Here is a 19382-nt window from a genome sequence, read left to right as displayed (position 1 = left end):
GCCTGTCAGCCCGCACACGGGGGCCGCACATGCCCGTCATCCAGTCGCTGCTCGACACCGATCTCTACAAGTTCACGATGATGCAGGCGGTGCTGCACCAGTACCCGGCCGCGCAGGCCGAGTACCGCTTCCGCTGCCGGACCCCCGGCGTGGACCTCGCCCGCCACCTCGATGCGATCTCGGCCGGGATCGATGCGTTGTGCGCGCTGCGCCTGCAGCCCGACGAGCTCGACTACCTGCGCGGCCTGCGCTTCATCAAGCCGGACTTCGTCGACTTCCTCGCCCTGTTCCGCTTCGACCGCAAGTACGTCGACCTGCGGGCCTCGGCCACCATGCCGGGCGAGATCGAACTGACGATCAGCGGGCCGTGGCTGCACACCATCCTGTTCGAGGTGCCGCTGCTGGCGATCATCAACGAGGTGTATTTCCGCGACAGCCACGGCGCACCGGACGTGGCCGAGGGCATGCGCCGGCTGCAGGCCAAGATCGGACGCATCAACGACGCGGTCGGCTACGAGGACTGCCGCATCACCGATTTCGGCACCCGCCGGCGGTACTCGCGTGCCTGGCACGAGGCGCTGGTCCCGCACCTGGTGGATGGCCTTGGCGCGAAGTTCGCCGGCACCAGCAATGTCGACCTTGCCCGTCGCCACGGGCTGGTGGCGCAGGGCACGATGGCGCACGAATGGCTGCAGGCCTTCCAGGCACTCGGGCCGCGGCTGCGCGATTCGCAGGCCGCGGCGTTCGATGCCTGGGCGAAGGAATACCGTGGCGACCTCGGCATCGCACTGACCGACGTCATCGGCCTGGATGCCTTCCTGCGCGATTTCGACCTGTACTTCTGCAAGCTGTTCGACGGCATGCGCCACGATTCCGGCGATCCGGTGGACTGGGGCGAGCGCCTGATCGCGCATCTGGAAGCGCATCGCATCGACCCGCGCACCCGCACGCTGGTGTTCAGCGATGGCCTCGACATCGAACGCGTGATGCAGCTGTACGCGCATTTCCATGGCCGCTGCCGGATGTCGTTCGGGGTCGGCACCAACCTCACCAACGACCTCGGCCCGACGCCGCTGTCGATCGTGATCAAGATGGTCCGCTGCAACGGCCAGCCGGTGGCCAAGCTCAGCGATTCGCCGGGCAAGACCATGTGCGACGACCCCGCCTACCTCGCCTACCTGCGGCAGGTGTTCGACGTGCCCCAGCGATGAACACGACCGCGTCCGCCGCGAGGCCGGTGCTCGTCATCACGATGGGCGTGAGCGGTTGCGGCAAGTCGACGCTGGCAGCAGGCCTTGCCGTCGAATTCGGGTTGCGGCTGCTCGAGGCCGACGATTTCCACCCGCCCACGAACGTGGCGCGCATGCGTGCCGGCGAACCGTTGAGCGATGCCATGCGCGAACCGTGGATCGCCGCGATGTGCGCGACCCTGCGCGGGCACCGGCAGCGCGACGAGAGCTGCGTACTGGCCTTTTCCGGGCTGCGTCGCGCCCATCGCCAGCGCTTCCGCGAGCTGGGCTACCCGACGCTGTTCCTGCATCTGGTCGGCGACCCGGCGGTCATCCGCGCCCGCCTGCAGGCCCGCAGCGGTCACTTCGCGCCACCCGGCCTGCTGCACAGCCAGCTGGAGGCGCTGGAACGCCCGATGGACGAGGCGGATGTCGTGGCCATCGACGTCACGTCCGGGTGCGGCCCGATGCATCCACAGGCCATCGCTGCCGTGCGGGCGTTCATCGCCGGCGTCAGGAGCGCGGGCGCCGCCCGGGACTGATCCTCAGCGCGCGGCGTCGAGGGTGTCGCGCAACGCGCGTGCGGCGTCGGCCGCGGCGTCCGCGTAATCGTCGCCGGACGACGCGTACAGGATCGCGCGCGACGAACTCACCAGCAGGCCGGTGCCGTCGGCGCTCTTCGCATTGCGCACCACCGCTTCGGCGTCGCCACCCTGGGCGCCGACACCCGGCACCAGCAGGGGCATGTCGCCGACGATCGCGCGCACCTCGGCCAGCTGGGCAGGCCAGGTGGCACCCACCACCAGCGCGCAGTTGCCGTGCGCGTTCCAGTCACGGGCGATGGTTCCGGCCACGTGCTGGTACAGCGGGCGGCCACCCACGTCGAGATCCTGCAGGTCGCCGGCACCGGGGTTGGAGGTGCGGCACAGGATCACCACGCCACGCTCGGCGTGGTCCAGGAACGGCTGCACCGAGTCGCGGCCGAGGTACGGGTTCACGGTCACCGCATCGGCGTCGTAGCGCTGGAACGCCTCGACCGCATAGCGCTGCGCGGTGCTGCCGATATCGCCGCGCTTGGCATCGAGGATCACCGGCACCCCGGGGTGCGCGGCATGCAGATGGGCGATCAGCCGTTGCAGCGCGTCCTCGGCGCCGAGCGCGGCGAAATGCGCGATCTGCGGCTTGAACGCGCAGGCGAATTCCGCGGTGGCATCGGCGATATCACGGCAGAACGCGAACACCGCATCGGGATCGCCGCTGAACTTCGCGGGGAACTTCGCGGGCTCGGGATCCAGCCCCACACACACCAGCGAACCCGACGTGGCCCAGCGTTGCCGGAGCTGCTGCATGAAACCCATTGGATGCTTCCTCTCGCAAAGGATGTTTATGCCGCGGATTCATGCGGACAGCGGGCCGGGCCGGACATGCACGGTTGCCGTCACTCCCGCGAAGGCGGGAGTCCAGTGTCGTCCGTGGGTGGTCGCCGGAAGACACCGGATCATCGTAATCCGCAATCCGCGGATCTCCAGCGCAACTCCGACCTCCGCACGCAACCGCAACCGCAGTGGCCCGGGATGGCCCCCCATGCGGCCGTCGAGCGCTCCGACAGAAGCAGTCGGGCTGAAGGCCTGGCCAACGCGCCCGCGCGAACGCGGGCGCGTCAGGCCGTCACTTCAGGGCCTTGAACCGCAGGCGCTTCGGGCCGGCGTCGTCGCCCATGCGGCGCTTCTTGTCTTCCTCGTACTCGCGGTAGTTGCCCTGGAAGAACTCCACGTGGCTGTTGCCTTCGAACGCGAGGATGTGGGTGGCGATGCGGTCCAGGAACCAGCGGTCATGGGAGATCACGAAGGTGTTGCCCGGGAACTCCAGCAGCGCGTCCTCGAGCGCACGCAGGGTCTCGATGTCGAGGTCGTTGGACGGTTCGTCGAGCAGCAGCACGTTGCCGCCCTGCAGCAGGGTCTTGGCCATGTGCAGGCGGCCGCGCTCACCACCCGACAGCGTGCCCACCAGCTTCTGCTGGTCCTGGCCTTTGAAGTTGAAGCGCCCGATATAGGCGCGCGACTGGATCTCGATACCGTTGATGTTGAGGATGTCGAGGCCGCCGGAGACTTCCTGGAACACGTTGTGGTTGCCCGTCAGCGCATCGCGGCTCTGGTCGACGTAGGCCAGCTTCACGGTCGGGCCGATGTCGATCGAGCCCGAATCCGGCTGTTCCTGCCCGGTGATCATCTTGAACAGCGTCGACTTGCCGGCGCCGTTCGGCCCGATGATGCCGACGATCGCACCCGGCGGCACCATGAAGCTCAGATCGTCGATCAGCAGGCGGTCGCCGAACTTCTTCGAGACGTTCCTGAACTCGATCACCTTGTTGCCCAGGCGCTCGCCCGGCGGGATGAAGATCTCGTTGGTCTCGTTGCGCTTCTGGTAATCGACCGACTGCAGTTCCTCGATGCGGGCGAGACGCGCCTTGCCCTTGGAGCGGCCGCCCTTGGCGTTCTGCCGCGCCCACTCGAGCTCCTTCTGGATCGCCTTCTGGCGCGCCTTTTCCTGGTTGTCTTCCTGCTTGAGGCGGTCTTCCTTCTGCGTCAGCCACTCGGTGTAGTTGCCCTTCCACGGAATCCCGCGGCCGCGGTCGAGTTCGAGGATCCACTCGGCGGCGTTGTCGAGGAAGTAGCGGTCATGGGTGACGGCGACCACGGTGCCGGTGTAGCGCGCGAGGAACTGCTCCAGCCACTCCACCGATTCGGCGTCGAGATGGTTGGTGGGCTCGTCGAGCAGCAGCATGTCCGGCTTCTGCAGCAGCAGGCGGCACAGCGCGACGCGGCGCTTCTCGCCACCCGACAGCTTGCCGATCACCGCATCCCACGGCGGCAGGCGCAGCGCGTCGGCGGCGACTTCCAGCTGGTTCTCCAGCGTATGCGCGTCACCGGCGGCGAGGATCGCCTCCAGGCGCTCCTGCTCCTTGGCCAGCGCGTCGAAATCCGCGCCTTCCTCGGCGTAGGCGGCATACACCTCTTCCAGGCGCGCCTGCGCCTGCAGCACTTCACCCACGCCTTCCTCGACCGCCTGGCGCACGGTGTGCTCGGGGTTCAATTCCGGTTCCTGCGCGAGGTAGCCGACCTTGGTGCCGGGCTGCGGGCGTGCCTCGCCCTCGAAGTCCTGGTCGACGCCGGCCATGATCCGCAGCACCGTGGACTTGCCGGAACCGTTGAGGCCGAGCAGGCCGATCTTGGCGCCCGGGAAGAACGACAGCGAGATGTCCTTGATGATCTGCCGCTTGGGCGGAACCACCTTGGACACGCGGTTCATGGTGTAGATGTATTGCGAGGACATGCAGGCTCCGTACGCGGACGGCGACGCGAGCCGGGGGCTGCGCCGCGAAGGGAATTCGGGAACGGGGCATTATAGCGTCCGCCCGCGGGCCGGCTCCCGGTGGCGGGGTCGCCGGTTCAGCTGGAGCGGCGCGCCCGGCGGGTTTCCGGGGCACATGGCCGACCCTGGTCGCGGGGGCCGATACCGGCGCGCGGGGCTACAATCGACGGCACGCCCCCGCTGCCTGTGGAGTCACGATGTTCCCCCGCGATGCACGTATCGAAACCTACGATCCCGAGCTGGCCCGGGCGATTGCCGACGAGGCGCGCCGCCAGGAAGACCACGTCGAGCTGATCGCAAGCGAGAACTACGCAAGCCCGCGGGTGATGGAGGCCCAGGGCAGCCAGCTGACCAACAAGTACGCCGAGGGCTACCCCGGCAAGCGCTATTACGGCGGCTGCGAATACGTCGACGTCGCCGAACAGCTGGCGATCGACCGCGCCAGGGAACTGTTCGGTGCGGACTATGCGAACGTGCAGCCGCATTCCGGCTCGCAGGCCAACCAGGCCGTATACCTGGCGCTGCTGCAACCGGGTGACACCATCCTCGGCATGAGCCTTGCCCACGGGGGCCATCTCACCCACGGCGCCAGGGTCAACGTGTCGGGCAAGCTGTTCAACGCCGTGCAGTACGGCGTCGACGAACAGGGCCTGATCGACTACGACGAGGTCGAGCGGCTCGCGGTCGAGCACCAGCCGAAGATGGTGATCGCCGGTTTCTCGGCGTATTCGCAGGTCATCGACTGGGCGCGTTTCCGCGCGATCGCCGACAGGGTCGGTGCGTATTTCTTCGTCGACATGGCCCACGTCGCCGGGCTGGTGGCGGCCGGCGTGTATCCGAATCCGGTGCCGCACGCGCACGTCTGCACGTCCACCACGCACAAGACGCTGCGCGGGCCGCGCGGCGGCATCATCGTCGCCAGCCGTGACGCGATGGGCGAGCGCGCCGACGAGATCGTCAAGAAGCTGCAGTCGATCGTGTTCCCGGGCATCCAGGGCGGCCCGCTGATGCACGTGATCGCCGCCAAGGCCGTCGCGTTCAAGGAAGCGCTGGAGCCGGAGTTCAAGGCCTACCAGCAGCAGGTGGTGAAGAACGCGCAGGCGATGGCGAAGGTGATCATCGAGCGCGGCTACCGCATCGTGTCGGGCGGCACCGAGAACCACCTGATGCTGGTCGACATGATCGGCAAGGGCGTGACCGGCAAGGCCGCCGAGGAGGCACTCGGCCGCGCCCACATCACCGTCAACAAGAACGCGGTGCCCAACGACCCGCAGAAGCCGTTCGTGACCTCGGGGCTGCGCATCGGCACGCCGGCGGTCACCACCCGCGGCTACACCGAGGCCGATTGCGCGGAACTGGCCGGCTGGATGTGCGACGTGCTCGACGCGCCGGAAGACGAGGCGGTGATCGAGCGCGTGCGCGCGCTGGTGACGGAGCAGTGCCGGAAGTACCCGGTCTATGGCTGAGCGCGGAGCCGATGTGCTGACCGACGCCGTGCCCCTGCGCGCGGCCGCCTGATGCATTGCCCGTTCTGCCAGCACACCGACACCCGCGTGATCGATTCGCGGGTGTCGGAGGACGGCGCGACGATCCGCCGCCGTCGCGAGTGCGAGGCCTGCGGCCAGCGCTGCTCCACGCTGGAGACGATCGAGCTCAAGCTGCCGGCGATCATCAAGTCCGATGGCCGGCGCGAGCAGTTCGACGCCAAGAAACTGCGCATCGGCTTCGACCGGGCACTGCAGAAGCGGCCGGTGTCGGAGGAACGCATCGAGGCCGCGGTGCGCGCGGTGGTGCACGCGGTGCGCATGAGCGGTGAGCGCGAGTTGCCGTCGATCCAGGTCGGCGGCTTCGTGATGGACGAGCTGCGCAAGCTCGACCATGTGGGCTACGTGCGCTTTGCGTCGGTGTACCGCTCGTTCCAGGATGTCGCCGATTTCCGCGAGGAACTCGACCGTCTCGAGCGCGAGCAGCCGGCCGAGGCGCAGCTGCCGCTGCTGGCCGGCGACGTGGTCGCCTTCGACAAGGGCGGCAAGGGCAAGGGCCGCAAGCGGTGAGGCGTGGCGCGGCGGTCACGGATGGCGCGGTGCCGGGACTGGTGAAGGCGCTGGTCGCGTCACTGCCCGGCGCGTTGCTGCCCTGGTTGCTGGATCGCACGCTGGTGCCGGTGTTCATGCAGGCCGATGCCGGCGTGCCGGCACTGTCCGCGGCGTGGGCACGGCTGTATCCGCTGGCCTTCGCATGGCCGCTGCTGGTGGCCGGGATCTGGTGGCTGCTGCGCCGGCATCCGCTGCGCGACCGCCTGGCCGCGGGCATCGCCTGGGGCGGCTCGCTGCTGATCGATGCGGTGAGCATCGTCGCGGTGTTCCTGCTGGTGCTGGCGCTGCCGGCCTCGATCGCCTGAGGCGTCTGCGGCGCGTTTCGCCGCCCATCCTTTTCCCGGAGCGACGATGACCGCGAACACGTTCACCGCAATCGACCACGCGATGATGGCGCACGCGCTGCGCCTGGCCGAACGCGGTGCGTACACCACGAAGCCCAACCCGATGGTCGGCTGCGTGGTCGCGCACGCCGACCAGGTCGTCGGCGAAGGCTTCCATGCCCGGCGCGGCGGGCCGCATGCCGAGGTGGTCGCACTGGCCGCGGCCGGTGGCCGCGCCCGCGGCGCCACCGCCTACGTCACGCTCGAACCCTGCGCGCACACCGGCAGCACCCCGCCATGCGTGGACGCGTTGCTGGCCGCCGGGGTGTCGAAGGTCATCGCCGCGATGCGCGATCCGTTTCCGCAGGTCGACGGCCGCGGCTTCGAGCGCCTGCGCGCAGCCGGCGTGGACGTCGCGTCCGGGCTGATGGAGGCGCAGGCGCGCCAGCTCAACCGCGGCTTCCTGTCGCGGGTGGAGCGCGGCCGCCCGTGGGTGCGGGTGAAGCTCGCGATGAGCCTGGACGGCCGCACCGCCGCTGCCGATGGCGATTCGAAATGGATCAGCGGCGAGGCGTCGCGCCGCGACGTGCACCAGTGGCGTGCCCGCGCCGGGGCGATCCTGACCGCCAGCGGCACCGTGCTTGCCGACGACCCGGCGCTGACCGTGCGCTTCGATGACGACACGCCGTTCGTGCCGCCGCTGCGGGTGGTGCTCGATGCCGGGCTCGCCACCACCCACCGCGGCCGCATCCGCGAGGGCGATGCGCCCACGCTCTACCTGCATGCACCGGACGCGCGGCCGCCGCGCGACCTCGACATCGCCCGCGCCGCCGTGCCCACCCGCGATGGTCGCCTCGACCTGCATGCGGTGATGGCAACACTCGCGGACCTGCAGATCAACGAGGTCCACGTCGAGGCCGGCGCCTCGCTGTCCGGCGGCCTGCTCAGGGCCGGGCTGGTCGACGAGATCGTGCTGTACGTCGCGCCGCTGCTGCTGGGCGAGGATGCGCGCCCGCTGTTCGACGGGCTCGACCTGCGCACCATGGCGCAGCGCATCGGGCTGGAAACGCTGGAGACCCGCCAGGTCGGCGCCGACCTGCGGCTGATCCTGCGGCCACGCGTGTCCGCCACGGCCTGAACGGCGCCGCCGGCGGGACGGTGCGTCTGCCGCCGCCCCGGGGGCGCGCCGGGGCCCGGTGCTAGAATCCCGGGCTGCCGGCCAGCCGGCATTCCCACCACCAGGCGTCTTCAGGGCGGGGTGCAACTCCCCACCGGCGGTAGGTGCCAGCAATGGCACGAGCCCGCGAGCGCTCCTTCGGCGTCAGCCGCGGGAGGTCAGCAGATCCGGTCCAATGCCGGAGCCGACGGTCACAGTCCGGATGAAAGAAGACGGGTTTTCGCGGCGCGCAGCCGCGCGTCCGTCGTGTCCGCAGACGTCTTTCGCCGAGCGGAAGACAGCAGCATGTTCACTGGAATCATCACCGGGGTCGGCCGGATTGCCGCACGCGAGCCGCGTGGCGGCGACCTGCGCCTGACCGTCGCCACCGGCAACCTGCCGTTCGAGACCCCGCAGCTGGGGGAGAGCATCGCCGTCAACGGCGTGTGCCTGACCGTGGTGGCTTTCGACGCGGCGAGCTTCCAGGCCGACGTCTCCACCGAGACCCTGGCGCTGACCACACTCGGCCGCCTGGCCGACGAGGCCCCGGTCAACCTCGAACGCGCGCTGCGCGCCAGCGACCGTCTCGGCGGGCATCTGGTCAGCGGCCATGTCGACGGGCTCGGGCGGGTGGCGTCGATCACCGACGATGCGCGCGCGCAGCGCTGGCGCTTCGAGGCGCCGCCGGCGCTGCTGCGCTATATCGCGAAGAAGGGTTCGATCTGCGTCGACGGCGTCAGCCTCACCGTCAACGAGGTGGATGCGCAAGGTTTCGAGGTGGCGCTGGTGCCGCACACCGTCGCCAACACCGCGTTCGTCGCCATCGGCGTGGGCGATGCGGTGAACCTCGAGGTCGACCTGGTCGCGCGCTATGTCGAGCGGCTGCTCGTCGACCGCGGCCCCGCCGCGCTTCCTTCCGCTTCCTGACGGACCGCCATGTCATTCGCCCCCATTCCCGAACTGATCGAAGAAATCCGCGCTGGCCGCATGGTCGTCATCGTCGACGACGAGGACCGCGAGAACGAGGGCGACCTCGTGATGGCCGCGGAACTGGTCAGGGCCTCCGACATCAATTTCATGGTCACCCACGGCCGTGGCCTGGTGTGCCTGTCGATCTCGCAGCCGCGCAGCCGCCAGCTGGGCCTGGAGCCGATGGTCCAGTCCAACACCGCGCAGTTCGCGACCAACTTCACCGTCAGCATCGAGGCGGCCGAGGGCGTGACCACCGGCATCTCGGCGGCGGATCGTGCGCACACCATCCGCACCGCGGTGCGCCCGGATGCCAAGCCGACCGACCTCAGCCGCCCGGGCCACATTTTCCCTCTGATCGCGCAGCCCGGCGGCGTGCTGACCCGTGCCGGCCATACCGAGGCCACCGCCGATCTCGCCGAACTCGCCGGGCTGGAGCCCGCCGGCGTGCTGGTGGAGATCCTCAATGCCGACGGCACCATGGCCCGGCGCCCGGAGCTGGAAGTGTTCGCACGCGAGCACGGCCTCAAGATCGGCTCGATCGCCGACCTCATCGCCTACCGGCTGGCCACCGAGCACACCGTTGAGCGCGTCGACGAGCGCGACGTCGAGACCGATGCCGGTCCGTTCCGGCTGGTGACCTACCGCGACCGCATCGCCCACGAACTGCATTTCGCGCTGGTGCGCGGCACGCCCTCGGCGGAGCGGCCGGCGCTGGTGCGCGTGCACGTGGAGAATCCGCTGTCGGACCTGCTGCGCTGGCGCCGCGAGGACTTCGGCGTGTCCACCACCGATGCGCTGCGTGCGATCGCCGCTGCCGGCGAGGGCGTGCTGGTGGTGCTGTCGTCGCCGCGCGATTCCGATGCCCTGCTGTCGCGCGTGCGCTCGCAGCCGGAGTCCACGACGGCGGGCAAGGGCAAGGATGTCGGCCAGTGGCGTCGCAACGGTGCCGGTGCACAGATCCTCGCCGACCTCGGCCTGCGCCGCCTGCGCGTGCTGGGCACGCCGCGGCGGCAGGTCGGGCTGTCCGGCTTCGGGCTGGAGGTGGTGGACACCATCGAGCCGGCCATGCTCGCCACCGGTCCCGCGACCCTCGCGGGTTAAACTGCCGCCTTCCCCGGAGTCCCCCGCATGAGTCATTACGAAGGCGACCTGCACTCGCCGCAGGGCGCGCGTTTCGCCATCATCGCCAGCCGCTGGAACCCGCGCATCACCGACGCGCTCGTGGCCGGCGCGCGCAAGGTCTTCGCCGACAACGGCGTGCCCGACGACGCCATCGACGTGGTCCGCGTGCCCGGCGCCTGGGAGATTCCCGTGGCCGCCGCGCGCGTGGCCTCGATGCGCAGCCACGTCGCGCTGCTGGCGCTGGGCTGCGTGATCCGCGGCGATACCCGCCACTTCGAGCATGTCGCCGACTACTGCGCGGAAGCCCTGATGCAGCTGCAGCTGGAGTTCGGCGTGCCGGTGACCAATGGCGTGCTGGCGGTCGACGATGCCGACGATGCCGAGCGCCGCGCCGGTGGCAGCCATGGCAACAAGGGCGAGGAGTGCGCGCTGGTGGCGATCGAGATGAGTGACCTGATGGAGAAGCTGCCATGACCCGCCCCCAGCGTTCCGGTATCGACCCGGTGCTGCGCACGCGCGCGCGCCGGCGTGCATTGCAGGCGGTGTACGCCTGGCAGGTGAGCGGCGGCGAGGCGACCGCGGTGATCGCGCAGTTCGCCCACGAACAGGCCAATGAAGTGGCCGACCTCGAGTATTTCGAGGACCTGGTGCGCGGCGTGATCACCCACCGCCGCGTGCTCGACGAAGCGCTGCAGCCGTTCCTCGACCGCGGCATCGAGGAGGTCGACCAGATCGAGCGGGCGATGCTGCGCATTGCCGGCTACGAGCTGCAGCACCGCATCGACGTGCCCTACCGGGTGGTCATCGACGAGGCGCTGAAGACCGTCAAGCGCTTCGGCTCCGAACACGGCCATACCTACGTCAACGGCGTGCTCGACCGCGCCGCCGCCACATGGCGCGCGACCGAGGTGCAGGCCCCGCGCGGCTGACGTGCCCGGCCATGCGATGAGCGCCCGCCTCCGCGTCATTCCCACGGCGATCGCGCCGGCATGAGCGGCGAGTTCGACCTCATCGCGCGCATCCGCGCACGTGCCGGCAGCCGCGACGACGTGGTGCTCGGCATCGGTGACGATGCCGCGGTGCTGCAGCCGCCACCCGGCCGCCAGTTGGCGGTGTGCACCGACACGCTCAACGTTGGCGTGCATTTTCCCGATGACACCGCGCCTGCCGACATCGGCTGGAAGGCGCTGGCGGTGAACCTGTCCGACCTCGCGGCGATGGGCGCGGTGCCGTCCTGGTGCACGCTTTCGCTCTCGCTGCCCGACGCCGACCGCGCGCGTGCCGACGCCCTGCTGGGTGGTCTGCTGGAACTGGCGGCGCTGCACGGGGTCGCGCTGGTGGGTGGCGACACCACCCGCGGGCCGCTGTCGCTGTGCGTGACCGCGATCGGCCATGTCGCGCCCGGGCATGCGCTGCGGCGCGATGGCGCACGCGCAGGCGACGAGCTCTGGGTGAGCGGCACGCTCGGTGACGCGGCGGCGGCCCTGCGCGGCTGGTCGCGCGGCGAGACGGTGCCGGCGGCGTTGCGCGCGCGGCTGGACCGGCCATCGCCACGCGTCGCGCTCGGGCTCGCGCTGGCGGGGCTGGCGACGTCGGCGATCGATGTCTCCGACGGTCTGTTGGCGGACCTCGGTCATGTGCTCGCCGCCAGCCGCATCGGCGCGGAAGTCGATGTCGACGCGCTGCCGGCATCGCCCGCGTTGCATGCGGCCTGCGCCGACGCGGCGCTGCGTCGCAGCCTGCAGGCCGGTGGCGGCGATGATTACGAACTCTGCTTCACTGCACCGCCCGCACTGCATGACGCCGTGCGCGCTGCGGCGGAAGGCGCCGGGATCACGGTGACCCCGATCGGCCGGATGCGGGCCGACGGCGGCCTGCAATGCCGGACCGCGGACGGCACCCCGTGGACCGGCACGCGCGCCGGCTACGAGCATTTCATGGGGTAGCAGCGTGCCCCACGTGGCGTCGGCGACCTGATGCCGCGCGTCGCCAGCAAGGCCAGTGCGGTGGGGAAGTCGAAGCCGGCCGTGCCTCGGCAGCGCAACGGACCGCCGTCCATGGCCGGCCCGGATATGCGCTCAGGTCCTGCCGACCGCGCCTGCCATCCGTGTCAGCGCTTCCTCCAGCAACGGTCGCGGCATCGCGAAGTTGATCCGCACGAACCCCTCGCCGCCGCGGCCGCAGTCCGCCCCATCGGTGAGCGCCACGCCGGCCGCCCGGAACCGCGGCGCATGCGGCCCCGGGCCCAGCGTGCGGCAGTCCAGCCATGCCAGATAGGTGCCTTCGGGTTCGCGACAACCGATGCCGGGCATCTCATCGCGCACGCGCTGCATCAGCAGTGCGCGATTGCCGGCGAGGTAGGCGAGCACTTCCGCCAGCCAGTCGCCAGCCTCGCGGTAGGCGACGGTATTGCCGATGACGCCCAGGGTGGCGGTGGCATGTCCGGCCAGCGGCTCCATCGCACGCCAGCGCCGCTGGTCGTCGTCGTTGGTCAGGATCAGCTGCGCGCACTTCAGGCCGGGCAGGTTCCAGCCCTTGGAAGCGGACGTGGCGGTGATCGCCTGCGCCGCGGCTTCGGCGTTCACTGCGGCGTAGGGCAGATGCCGGTGCGGTGCGAACACCAGCGGCGCGTGGATCTCGTCGCTGAACACGCGTGCATCGTGGCGGGCAACGATGGCGGACAGCCGCGCGAGTTCCTCGCGCGTGTACACGCGGCCGATCGGGTTGTGCGGGTTGCACAGGAGCAGCAGCTTCGCCCCATGCGCGAAGGCCGCATCCAGGGCGTCCTCGTCGAAGCGCCAGTGGCCGTCGACGTCCAGCATCGGCACTTCGATCACCGGGTGCCCGAGCAAATGCAGCAGCGGCAGGAACGGCATGTAGCTGGGCGTCGGCAGCACCACCGGCGCACCCGGCGGCAACAGATGCCGCAGCGCCAGCTCCAGCCCGGTCAGCACGTCGGGCAGCGGGTGGATGCGTGCGGGCTCGACGTTCCAGCCATAGGCGCTCGCGTGCCACCCGGCACAGGCTTCGGCGAGCGCGTTGGTCAGCGGGGTCGACAGGTAGCCGGTGCGGCCATCCGCGATCGCGGCGTGCAGGGCATCGGCGATCGCTGGCGCGATCCCGAAATCCATCTCGGCAACGAACGCACCGATGCAGTCGGGGAACGCGTTCCACTTGAGTCCGCCAGCCGCGCGCAGCTGATCGTGGGTGAGGGCGTCGATCCGGGTGGCGAAGTCCACGGTGGTCCTCGGTGCTGCTGGCATTGCAGTCTAGGACGAACCGCCTGGCGGACCGGCGGACTCCGTTCCTGATGGCGCGGAGGGTGCTCGCACCCGGGCCGTCCGAACGCTCATGGATAACTCGTCGGCCGAGCCCATCGGTGGGCCAATTCGCAGGACTGCGCAGAGTATCGTTCCGGCGTTTTGTCGGGCTCGTCCAGAGATGCGGCACTGAAGCAGATCGGGAGTGTTCGTGCGCCTTGTGTTGCTTCGTTGTGGTGCGCGCTGCCCGTCGCGTGCACCGGGGGGTGTGCTCCCCCGGCCGGAGTCCGCGTCCAGCTACCACGGCCGGCCGCCGGCCATCCATGGCCGGCTGGGAGCACACCCCCCGGCGCACGCGACGGGCTCAGGCAATCGCGGGCTTCGGCACGAAGAGCAGGAAGCAGGAGCGGTCCCGCTGCAATCGTCTGCAACGACGACGCGCTCGTTCCTGCTTTTGATTTGGATCTTTCGCGCCGATGCGACGACCGGTCGGTGCCCGCCGCGGACGCAGGGGGATGTCCAGAGCCGGCCATGGATGGCCGGCGGCCGGATGTGGTAGCAGGACGCGGAGATATCCGGCTGGGCATCCCCCTGTGGCCGTGGCGGGCTACCCGGACATCCATTGCCCGGAGACCCGGCTCAGGGTCCGCGAGCACAGCCTGGTGACTTGCGTGGCGCGGGTTGTCCCAGGGCACTGGCCTCGCGAAGACGCCATGTACGGCGCGCAGGCTGCACACCGAATCCGCGTCAATGCGTTGCCTGGGCATTCCAGACGCATCCGCCGCGTCTACGCCTTGCGCGGAAACCGGTAGATGACGCTGCCGACGAGGATCGCCACGCCCACTGCCAGCAGGTTGGTGGTGCTGGCGCCCAGCAGCAGGGTGATGCCCAGCAGCAGTGCCGCCACCGGGATCAGCGCGCCGCCGGGCAGGCGCAGCGTGCCGGGAGGATCGCCATGCCGGCGCCGCAGCACCAGCACGCTGGCGGCGGTGGAGATGTAGGCCAGCAACCGCGTGACCATCGACAGCAGTGCCAGCTGCACGAACGAACCCGACAGCGCCAGTGCCAGCGCGAGCACGCACTGCACCACGATCGCGGCCATCGGCGTGCGGAAGCGCGGGTGTACGCGCGACAGCGCCGCCGGGCCGTAGCCGTCCGCGGCCAGCGCATGCAGGAAGCGCGGGCCGAGCAGCATGGTGTTGTTGTTGGTGCCGAGGATCGACAGCGCCGCGCCGATGGTGAGCAGCAATGCCAGGCCCTCGCCGCCGAACACCGCCGCCGCGTCGGCCAGCGGCGTGGTGGAGCCGGCGATGCCCGGCAGCGTGCCTTGCGCCACCAGCTGCACCGCGGCATACAGCAGCGTCACCAGCGCGATCATCGTCACCAGCGCGAACGGCACGTTGCGTTGCGGGTTGCGGTACTCGCCGGCGGCGGCGGGCAGGTTCTCGAAGCCGGCGTACGCGAACAGGAGGAGCAGCGCGGCTTCGGCCGCACCGTCGCCGGACAGTGACGTCGGCGGCCCACCCGCGGCCAGGCCCCAGTCGACATGGAACAGGCCGATGAACACGAACAGCAGCAGCGGCAGCAGTTTGCCCACCACCAGCACCATCGCCGCGCGCGCCGCCCAGCGCACACCGGCGATGTTGATCGCCGTCAGCAGCAGCAACGAACCGGCGATCACCGCCACGCGACCGCTGCCATCGCCCGCCGCAGGCCAGAACCGCGCCACCGCATCGGCCAGGCCATTCGACAGCGACGCGGCAACGCTGATGCGGGTCAGCCAGATCGTCCAGCCGACCTGGAAGCCTACGAACGGGCCGAACGCCTCGCGGGCATAGAGGTAGCTGCCTCCGGGCTGTTCGAAGTAGCTCGCCGCCTTGGCGTAGCACAGCACCAGCAGCGCGACGGTCAGCCCGGCCAGCAGCACCGCCCACACGCTGAAGGGCCCGAGCAGGCCGAACGCGATCGCCGGCAGCAGATAGATGCCACTGCCGACGACGTCGTTGATCGATAGGCCGACGATCTGCCAGCGCCCGACCGCGCGCAGCAGGCCGGCCTGCACCGGCACCCGGGTGGTGGATGGATCGGATGTGTCCAGCGACGCGTCCCCCGCAGCGTGAGCATCCGATGGTAACCGCGTCGCTGGCGCGGGCAGGCGCCGCCCGAAGCGGGCCGGGGCGTCAGTCGTCGGCGCGGAACGCGTCGCGGATCCACTGCAGCCGCGGCGGCTCGCCGCTGGCCTCGACGACGTCGAAACGGCAGGGGGCCGCCATCCAGCGCGGGTGTCGCGACAGGAACACCTGCGCGGCGCGTACCAGTCGCAGGCGCTTGCGCGCATCGATCGATTCCGCGCCGCCGCCATAACCCGCATTGTGGCGGTAGCGCACCTCGACGAACACCAGCGTGGTGCCGTCGCGCATCACCAGGTCGAGCTCGCCGACGCGGTAACCGGCGTTGCGCGCGACATCCTGCAGGCCGTGCGCGTGCAGCAGGTCGCGGGCGAGCTGCTCGACGGCGTCGCCGCGGCGTCGTTTCGCGGTCGCCGCGCGCCTGTCAATCGGGTTGGGCATCCTGCCTCCGGTGGCGCGCATCCTGCGCGCGGTCAGTGGATCAGCGGTCGGCGACCGGCACCACGTGGCCGCCGGTAAAGGTGGCCCACGACGGCGCGCGCAGGATATTGCCTTCACCGTCGATGCGCAGCAGCCCGGTCGCGCCGCGCAGCTCCGCCTCGTCGCCGGTGACCAGGCGCTCCATGAAAGCGGTCAGCAGCCAGGCGTCGTAGCCAAACGCGAACAGCCGCGCGGCCGGGCCACGCGCGGTCGGCAGCGACGATGCCACCGTCGAGGCCATCGGCAGGCCGGCCACGCCGGCCGCTGCCCAGCGCTCGGTCGGGAACACGATGCCGTCGAGCACGGAGTCCTGTTCGGAGCGTCCGCTCGAATACAGCTGCGAGGTGCCGATGCGCGGACGGGTAGCGAAGCCCGCCGCAACCAGTTGCGGGGCGATCGCGCGCGCCTGCGCCACGCGCAGGGCCAGGAACACCGCCTGTGCGCCGTTGTCCTTCAGCATCGCGGTGCGCATCGCCTCGGTCATGTCGGCCGGGGTTTCGCCGGTGACCACCAGCATGTCGCTGACCGCGCCGCCACCGGCTTCCAGACGCTTGCGGAAAGCATCGACGCTGCGGCGCGCAGTGTCGTCACCGCCGTTGAGCACCAGCACCTGGCGCACGTTGCGCGCAAGCAGGTAGTCGGCGGCCGCGGTGCCGTCGTCCTCGGGTGCCAGCGCAAAGCTGAAGGAGCCGGCCGGGGCGCCTTCGCCGGCGCGGTTGAGCGCGAGCACCGGCACCTGCAGGCGATCGGGGCGGGCGAGCAGGGCGGCGACCTCGTCCTGGCCGAGCGGGCCGAGCACGTAGTCGGCACCTTCGGTTACCGCACGCTCGTAGGCCGCACCGGCACCGCCGGCGGTGTCGTAGAACACCAGTTCCGGGCGGTTGCGACGCTCGCCGTAATACCCGGCCAGCAGCCCGTCGCGCACCGGCGCGGCCGCGGTGGCGAGGTTGCCCGACAGCGGCAGCAGCACGCCCAGCCGCATCGGCGGGCGGTAGCCGTCGTGGTCGGCCGGTGGCCGGTTGCCCGCGTGCACCGCCCACAGCGCGGCCAGGTCGTAGGGGCGCGGCAGCGGCAGCCCGCGCGCCTGCAGCACGCGGCCGGCATGCGCATACATCGGGTCGCCCTCCGGCAGGCCGGCGGCGAAATCGGTCAGTGCCTGGTCGGGCACCGTGGACAGCAGCTGCTCGATCGCCTGCGCGGCCTGCGCGCGTTCCGGCCCGCGCAGGGTGGGGTAGCGCTGCGCCAGTTCATTCGCGGCGACCAGGTTCGGGTCGGTCGGCGCCGGTGGTGGTGCCGTCGGCGCGAGCGTCACCGATGCGCAGCCGGCCAGCAGCAGTGCGGCCATCAGCAGGAGCGTGCGGGAAAGGCGACTTGCCTGGTTGCGCATGGAAACCGGTCCGGAAGGGAGAAACGGCTAGGATTCTACCGACCCCGAGTGTGGAGACACGATTGGCCGCTTCCCCCGACGCCCGCGGCGTGCTGCACGTCGTCGCCACCCCGATCGGCAACCTCGCCGATCTGTCGCCGCGCGCGCAGCAGGTGCTGCGCGATGTCGATGCGATCTGTGCCGAGGACACCCGCCACACGCGCGCGCTGCTGGCGCATTTCGGCATCGATACGCCGGCGCTGGCGCTGCACGAGCACAACGAGGAGGCGCTGGCGGGCCGGGTGGTCGCGCGGCTCCTGGCCGGTGAATCGCTGGCGCTGGTCAGCGATGCGGGCACGCCGCTGGTGAGTGATCCCGGATTCCGCCTGGTGCGCGCCGCGCGCGAGGCCGGGGTGCGCGTCAGCCCGGTGCCGGGCCCGAGCGCGGTGGTCGCGGCACTCAGCGTCGCCGGCCTGCCGAGCGACCGCTTCACCTTCGAGGGCTTCCTGCCGGCGAAGGCGACGGCACGTCGCGAGGCGCTCGCGCGGCTGGCAGGCGAGCCGCGCACGCTGGTGTTCTACGAATCCTCGCATCGCATCATCGAGACCCTTGCCGACATGCGCGGCGCATTCGGCGACGACCGCCCCGCGGCGCTGGCCCGCGAATTGACCAAGCTGTTCGAGACCGTGCTCGACGGCAGCCTCGCGGAGCTCCAGGCGCAGGTCGACGCCGACCCCAACCAGCGGAAAGGCGAGTTCGTCGTGGTCGTGCAGGGTGCCGGCGACGATGCTGATGCCCAGCTGGCCGAGGGCCGGCGCGTCTACGCGCTGCTGTCGGCGCAGCTGCCGCCTTCGTCCGCGGCGCGCCTGGCCGCCGAGATCACCGGCGCCCCGCGCAAGGCGCTGTATGGCGGTGGCGGCGCCGACAATTGAGATCACCCCCGGATCGCCCATGACAGGAGTTGCGATGGATCGCCCGTTCCGTTTCATCTGGCCGCTGGCTGCGGCAGCCGTCCTTTCCGCCTGTACCTACCAGCTGCAGGAATCTCACCTGGTCAGGCCGCAACCTGCGCCGGCGACGGATATCGCCACGCTCGCCGAAGCGTTCCCCGGCTACGCACTCGACGAGGTGCGGATCGATACCGGCGACGGGGCGTCGCTGTACTCGCTGCGGCTGACCCGGCCGGATGCGCGGGCGACGGTGCTGTACTTCGGCGGCAACGGCTACCGCATCGGCGTGCATGCGCAACAGACCCTGCGCGGTTACGCCCGGCTGCCGGTCAACCTGGTGCTGGTCGATCATCGCGGGTACGGCGGCAGTACCGGCGATGCGACGCTGGCCGCGCTGCGCGCGGACGCGCTGGCCGTCCATGATCGGCTGCGCACCGAGCCGACGTTCTCGACGCTCCCGCTGCTGGTGCATGGGCAGTCGCTGGGCAGCTTCCTCGCCGGCCATGTCGCCCGCGAGCGCCGGCTCGACGGGCTGGTGCTGGAAAGTTCGATGACCACCGCCGAGGACTGGGTGGCGGACATGCGCGCGCGCGCGGGCTGGCGGACCCGGTTGCTGGTGCGCCGTATCGCGGTGCCGCCCGCGCTGCAGGGTGCTGGCAACCTCGAGGTGGCACGCACGCTCGACGAGCCGGTGCTGTTCCTGGTCGGTGCCGACGACGCCACCACGGCACCGGCGTACTCGCGGATGCTGTACGACGCCACGCCGCTGCCCGCCGCCGACAAGCGCCTGGTCGTGGTGCCGGGCAAGGGCCACAACACCGCCACCCATTCGCCCGAATTCCTGGCGGCGATGGCTGAACTGGTCGAGCGGGTGGCAGCGGTCGCGGGAACGGCAGGCGCCGCCGGCACGTGAGACAATCCGCGCCG

General features: G+C 70.6%; 19 protein-coding genes and 1 riboswitch. Of the genes, 13 read left to right on the top strand and 6 right to left on the bottom strand.

The window, feature by feature from the left end:
- Positions 1–29 precede the first annotated feature (29 nt).
- Positions 30–1211, top strand: coding sequence for a nicotinate phosphoribosyltransferase (pncB, locus tag ERL55_RS12695; protein WP_129136740.1), 1182 nt, complete (start codon positions 30–32; stop codon positions 1209–1211).
- The gene (locus ERL55_RS12690; protein ID WP_129136739.1) at positions 1208–1771 is read left to right on the top strand and encodes a gluconokinase, GntK/IdnK-type; all 564 of its coding nucleotides are present in this window, start codon (positions 1208–1210) and stop codon (positions 1769–1771) included. The genes pncB and ERL55_RS12690 overlap by 4 nt, the downstream gene beginning before the upstream one ends.
- A 3-nt stretch (positions 1772–1774) precedes the next feature.
- On the opposite strand, the gene pyrF is transcribed toward ERL55_RS12690, so the two are convergent.
- Together pyrF and ettA are read right to left on the bottom strand one after the other, a co-directional pair.
- Positions 1775–2587, bottom strand: a complete 813-nt coding sequence (pyrF, locus tag ERL55_RS12685) for an orotidine-5'-phosphate decarboxylase (protein WP_129136738.1) — start codon at positions 2585–2587, stop codon at positions 1775–1777.
- Positions 2588–2897: 310 nt separating this feature from the next.
- A complete protein-coding gene (gene ettA / locus ERL55_RS12680) occupies positions 2898–4562 on the bottom strand; it encodes an energy-dependent translational throttle protein EttA (protein WP_129136737.1) in 1665 nt (554 codons plus the stop codon).
- Positions 4563–4798: 236 nt separating this feature from the next.
- On the opposite strand from ettA, the gene glyA reads away from it, so the two are divergent.
- The 9 genes from glyA (at position 4799) to thiL (ending at position 12216) form a co-directional block, all read left to right on the top strand.
- The gene (gene glyA / locus ERL55_RS12675) at positions 4799–6067 is read left to right on the top strand and encodes a serine hydroxymethyltransferase (RefSeq protein WP_129136736.1); all 1269 of its coding nucleotides are present in this window, start codon (positions 4799–4801) and stop codon (positions 6065–6067) included.
- Positions 6068–6118: 51 nt separating this feature from the next.
- Positions 6119–6655, top strand: a complete 537-nt coding sequence (nrdR, locus tag ERL55_RS12670) for a transcriptional regulator NrdR (RefSeq protein ID WP_129136735.1) — start codon at positions 6119–6121, stop codon at positions 6653–6655.
- 29 nt (positions 6656–6684) lie between these two features.
- Positions 6685–7002, top strand: a complete 318-nt coding sequence (locus tag ERL55_RS12665) for a hypothetical protein (protein WP_129136734.1) — start codon at positions 6685–6687, stop codon at positions 7000–7002.
- Between the two features lie 46 nt (positions 7003–7048).
- Positions 7049–8158, top strand: a complete 1110-nt coding sequence (gene ribD, locus ERL55_RS12660; protein ID WP_129136733.1) for a bifunctional diaminohydroxyphosphoribosylaminopyrimidine deaminase/5-amino-6-(5-phosphoribosylamino)uracil reductase RibD — start codon at positions 7049–7051, stop codon at positions 8156–8158.
- A gap of 102 nt (positions 8159–8260) precedes the next feature.
- A riboswitch (FMN riboswitch) is annotated at positions 8261–8415 on the top strand.
- Positions 8416–8482: 67 nt separating this feature from the next.
- Entirely contained in the window at positions 8483–9103 is a 621-nt protein-coding gene (locus ERL55_RS12655) for a riboflavin synthase (RefSeq protein WP_129136732.1), read from the top strand.
- A gap of 9 nt (positions 9104–9112) precedes the next feature.
- A complete protein-coding gene (ribB, locus tag ERL55_RS12650; protein ID WP_129136731.1) occupies positions 9113–10249 on the top strand; it encodes a 3,4-dihydroxy-2-butanone-4-phosphate synthase in 1137 nt (378 codons plus the stop codon).
- Positions 10250–10276: 27 nt separating this feature from the next.
- Positions 10277–10744 (top strand): 6,7-dimethyl-8-ribityllumazine synthase, encoded by a 468-nt coding sequence (gene ribH / locus ERL55_RS12645; RefSeq protein WP_129136730.1) that lies wholly within the window; start codon positions 10277–10279, stop codon positions 10742–10744.
- Positions 10741–11199 carry a transcription antitermination factor NusB gene (gene nusB / locus ERL55_RS12640; RefSeq protein WP_129136729.1) on the top strand — a complete coding sequence of 153 codons (459 nt, stop codon included), beginning with the start codon at positions 10741–10743 and terminating at the stop codon, positions 11197–11199. The genes ribH and nusB overlap by 4 nt, the downstream gene beginning before the upstream one ends.
- 60 nt (positions 11200–11259) lie before the next feature.
- Positions 11260–12216 carry a thiamine-phosphate kinase gene (thiL, locus tag ERL55_RS12635; protein WP_129136728.1) on the top strand — a complete coding sequence of 319 codons (957 nt, stop codon included), beginning with the start codon at positions 11260–11262 and terminating at the stop codon, positions 12214–12216.
- Between the two features lie 132 nt (positions 12217–12348).
- On the opposite strand, the gene ERL55_RS12630 is transcribed toward thiL, so the two are convergent.
- The 4 genes from ERL55_RS12630 to ERL55_RS12615 all read right to left on the bottom strand — a co-directional run bounded on the left by ERL55_RS12630 (position 12349) and on the right by ERL55_RS12615 (position 17526).
- Complete coding sequence (locus tag ERL55_RS12630; protein ID WP_129136727.1) at positions 12349–13533, bottom strand: aminotransferase class I/II-fold pyridoxal phosphate-dependent enzyme; 1185 nt, start codon at positions 13531–13533, stop codon at positions 12349–12351.
- Positions 13534–14317: 784 nt separating this feature from the next.
- Complete coding sequence (locus ERL55_RS12625) at positions 14318–15598, bottom strand: APC family permease (protein WP_129136726.1); 1281 nt, start codon at positions 15596–15598, stop codon at positions 14318–14320.
- A 112-nt stretch (positions 15599–15710) separates the two neighbouring features.
- Positions 15711–16100: a YraN family protein gene (locus ERL55_RS12620; protein ID WP_241685769.1), complete on the bottom strand. Its 390-nt coding sequence runs from the start codon at positions 16098–16100 to the stop codon at positions 15711–15713.
- A gap of 40 nt (positions 16101–16140) precedes the next feature.
- Positions 16141–17526, bottom strand: a complete 1386-nt coding sequence (locus ERL55_RS12615; protein ID WP_129136724.1) for a penicillin-binding protein activator — start codon at positions 17524–17526, stop codon at positions 16141–16143.
- Between the two features lie 62 nt (positions 17527–17588).
- Here ERL55_RS12615 and rsmI point away from each other — a divergent pair, with 62 nt between their 5' ends.
- Together rsmI and ERL55_RS12605 are read left to right on the top strand one after the other, a co-directional pair.
- Positions 17589–18437, top strand: a complete 849-nt coding sequence (gene rsmI / locus ERL55_RS12610; RefSeq protein ID WP_241685768.1) for a 16S rRNA (cytidine(1402)-2'-O)-methyltransferase — start codon at positions 17589–17591, stop codon at positions 18435–18437.
- Positions 18438–18471: 34 nt separating this feature from the next.
- A complete protein-coding gene (locus tag ERL55_RS12605; RefSeq protein WP_164972193.1) occupies positions 18472–19368 on the top strand; it encodes an alpha/beta hydrolase in 897 nt (298 codons plus the stop codon).
- Positions 19369–19382 lie beyond the last annotated feature (14 nt).

The sequence above is a fragment of the Luteimonas sp. YGD11-2 genome, assembly GCF_004118975.1.
Classification (GTDB): Bacteria; Pseudomonadota; Gammaproteobacteria; order Xanthomonadales; family Xanthomonadaceae; genus Luteimonas; species Luteimonas muca.
The sequence above is the reverse complement of the archived record's forward strand: the minus strand, read 5'-3'. Positions and strand labels throughout refer to the sequence as shown.

Coding starts and splice junctions, on each gene's coding strand:
- pncB (WP_129136740.1), top strand. CDS start 30: ATGCCCGTCATCCAGTCGCTGCTCGACACCGATCTCTACAAGTTCACG.
- ERL55_RS12690 (WP_129136739.1), top strand. CDS start 1,208: ATGAACACGACCGCGTCCGCCGCGAGGCCGGTGCTCGTCATCACGATG.
- pyrF (WP_129136738.1), bottom strand. CDS start 2,587: ATGGGTTTCATGCAGCAGCTCCGGCAACGCTGGGCCACGTCGGGTTCG.
- ettA (WP_129136737.1), bottom strand. CDS start 4,562: ATGTCCTCGCAATACATCTACACCATGAACCGCGTGTCCAAGGTGGTT.
- glyA (WP_129136736.1), top strand. CDS start 4,799: ATGTTCCCCCGCGATGCACGTATCGAAACCTACGATCCCGAGCTGGCC.
- nrdR (WP_129136735.1), top strand. CDS start 6,119: ATGCATTGCCCGTTCTGCCAGCACACCGACACCCGCGTGATCGATTCG.
- ribD (WP_129136733.1), top strand. CDS start 7,049: ATGACCGCGAACACGTTCACCGCAATCGACCACGCGATGATGGCGCAC.
- ERL55_RS12655 (WP_129136732.1), top strand. CDS start 8,483: ATGTTCACTGGAATCATCACCGGGGTCGGCCGGATTGCCGCACGCGAG.
- ribB (WP_129136731.1), top strand. CDS start 9,113: ATGTCATTCGCCCCCATTCCCGAACTGATCGAAGAAATCCGCGCTGGC.
- ribH (WP_129136730.1), top strand. CDS start 10,277: ATGAGTCATTACGAAGGCGACCTGCACTCGCCGCAGGGCGCGCGTTTC.
- nusB (WP_129136729.1), top strand. CDS start 10,741: ATGACCCGCCCCCAGCGTTCCGGTATCGACCCGGTGCTGCGCACGCGC.
- thiL (WP_129136728.1), top strand. CDS start 11,260: ATGAGCGGCGAGTTCGACCTCATCGCGCGCATCCGCGCACGTGCCGGC.
- ERL55_RS12630 (WP_129136727.1), bottom strand. CDS start 13,533: ATGCCAGCAGCACCGAGGACCACCGTGGACTTCGCCACCCGGATCGAC.
- ERL55_RS12620 (WP_241685769.1), bottom strand. CDS start 16,100: ATGCCCAACCCGATTGACAGGCGCGCGGCGACCGCGAAACGACGCCGC.
- ERL55_RS12615 (WP_129136724.1), bottom strand. CDS start 17,526: ATGCGCAACCAGGCAAGTCGCCTTTCCCGCACGCTCCTGCTGATGGCC.
- ERL55_RS12605 (WP_164972193.1), top strand. CDS start 18,472: ATGGATCGCCCGTTCCGTTTCATCTGGCCGCTGGCTGCGGCAGCCGTC.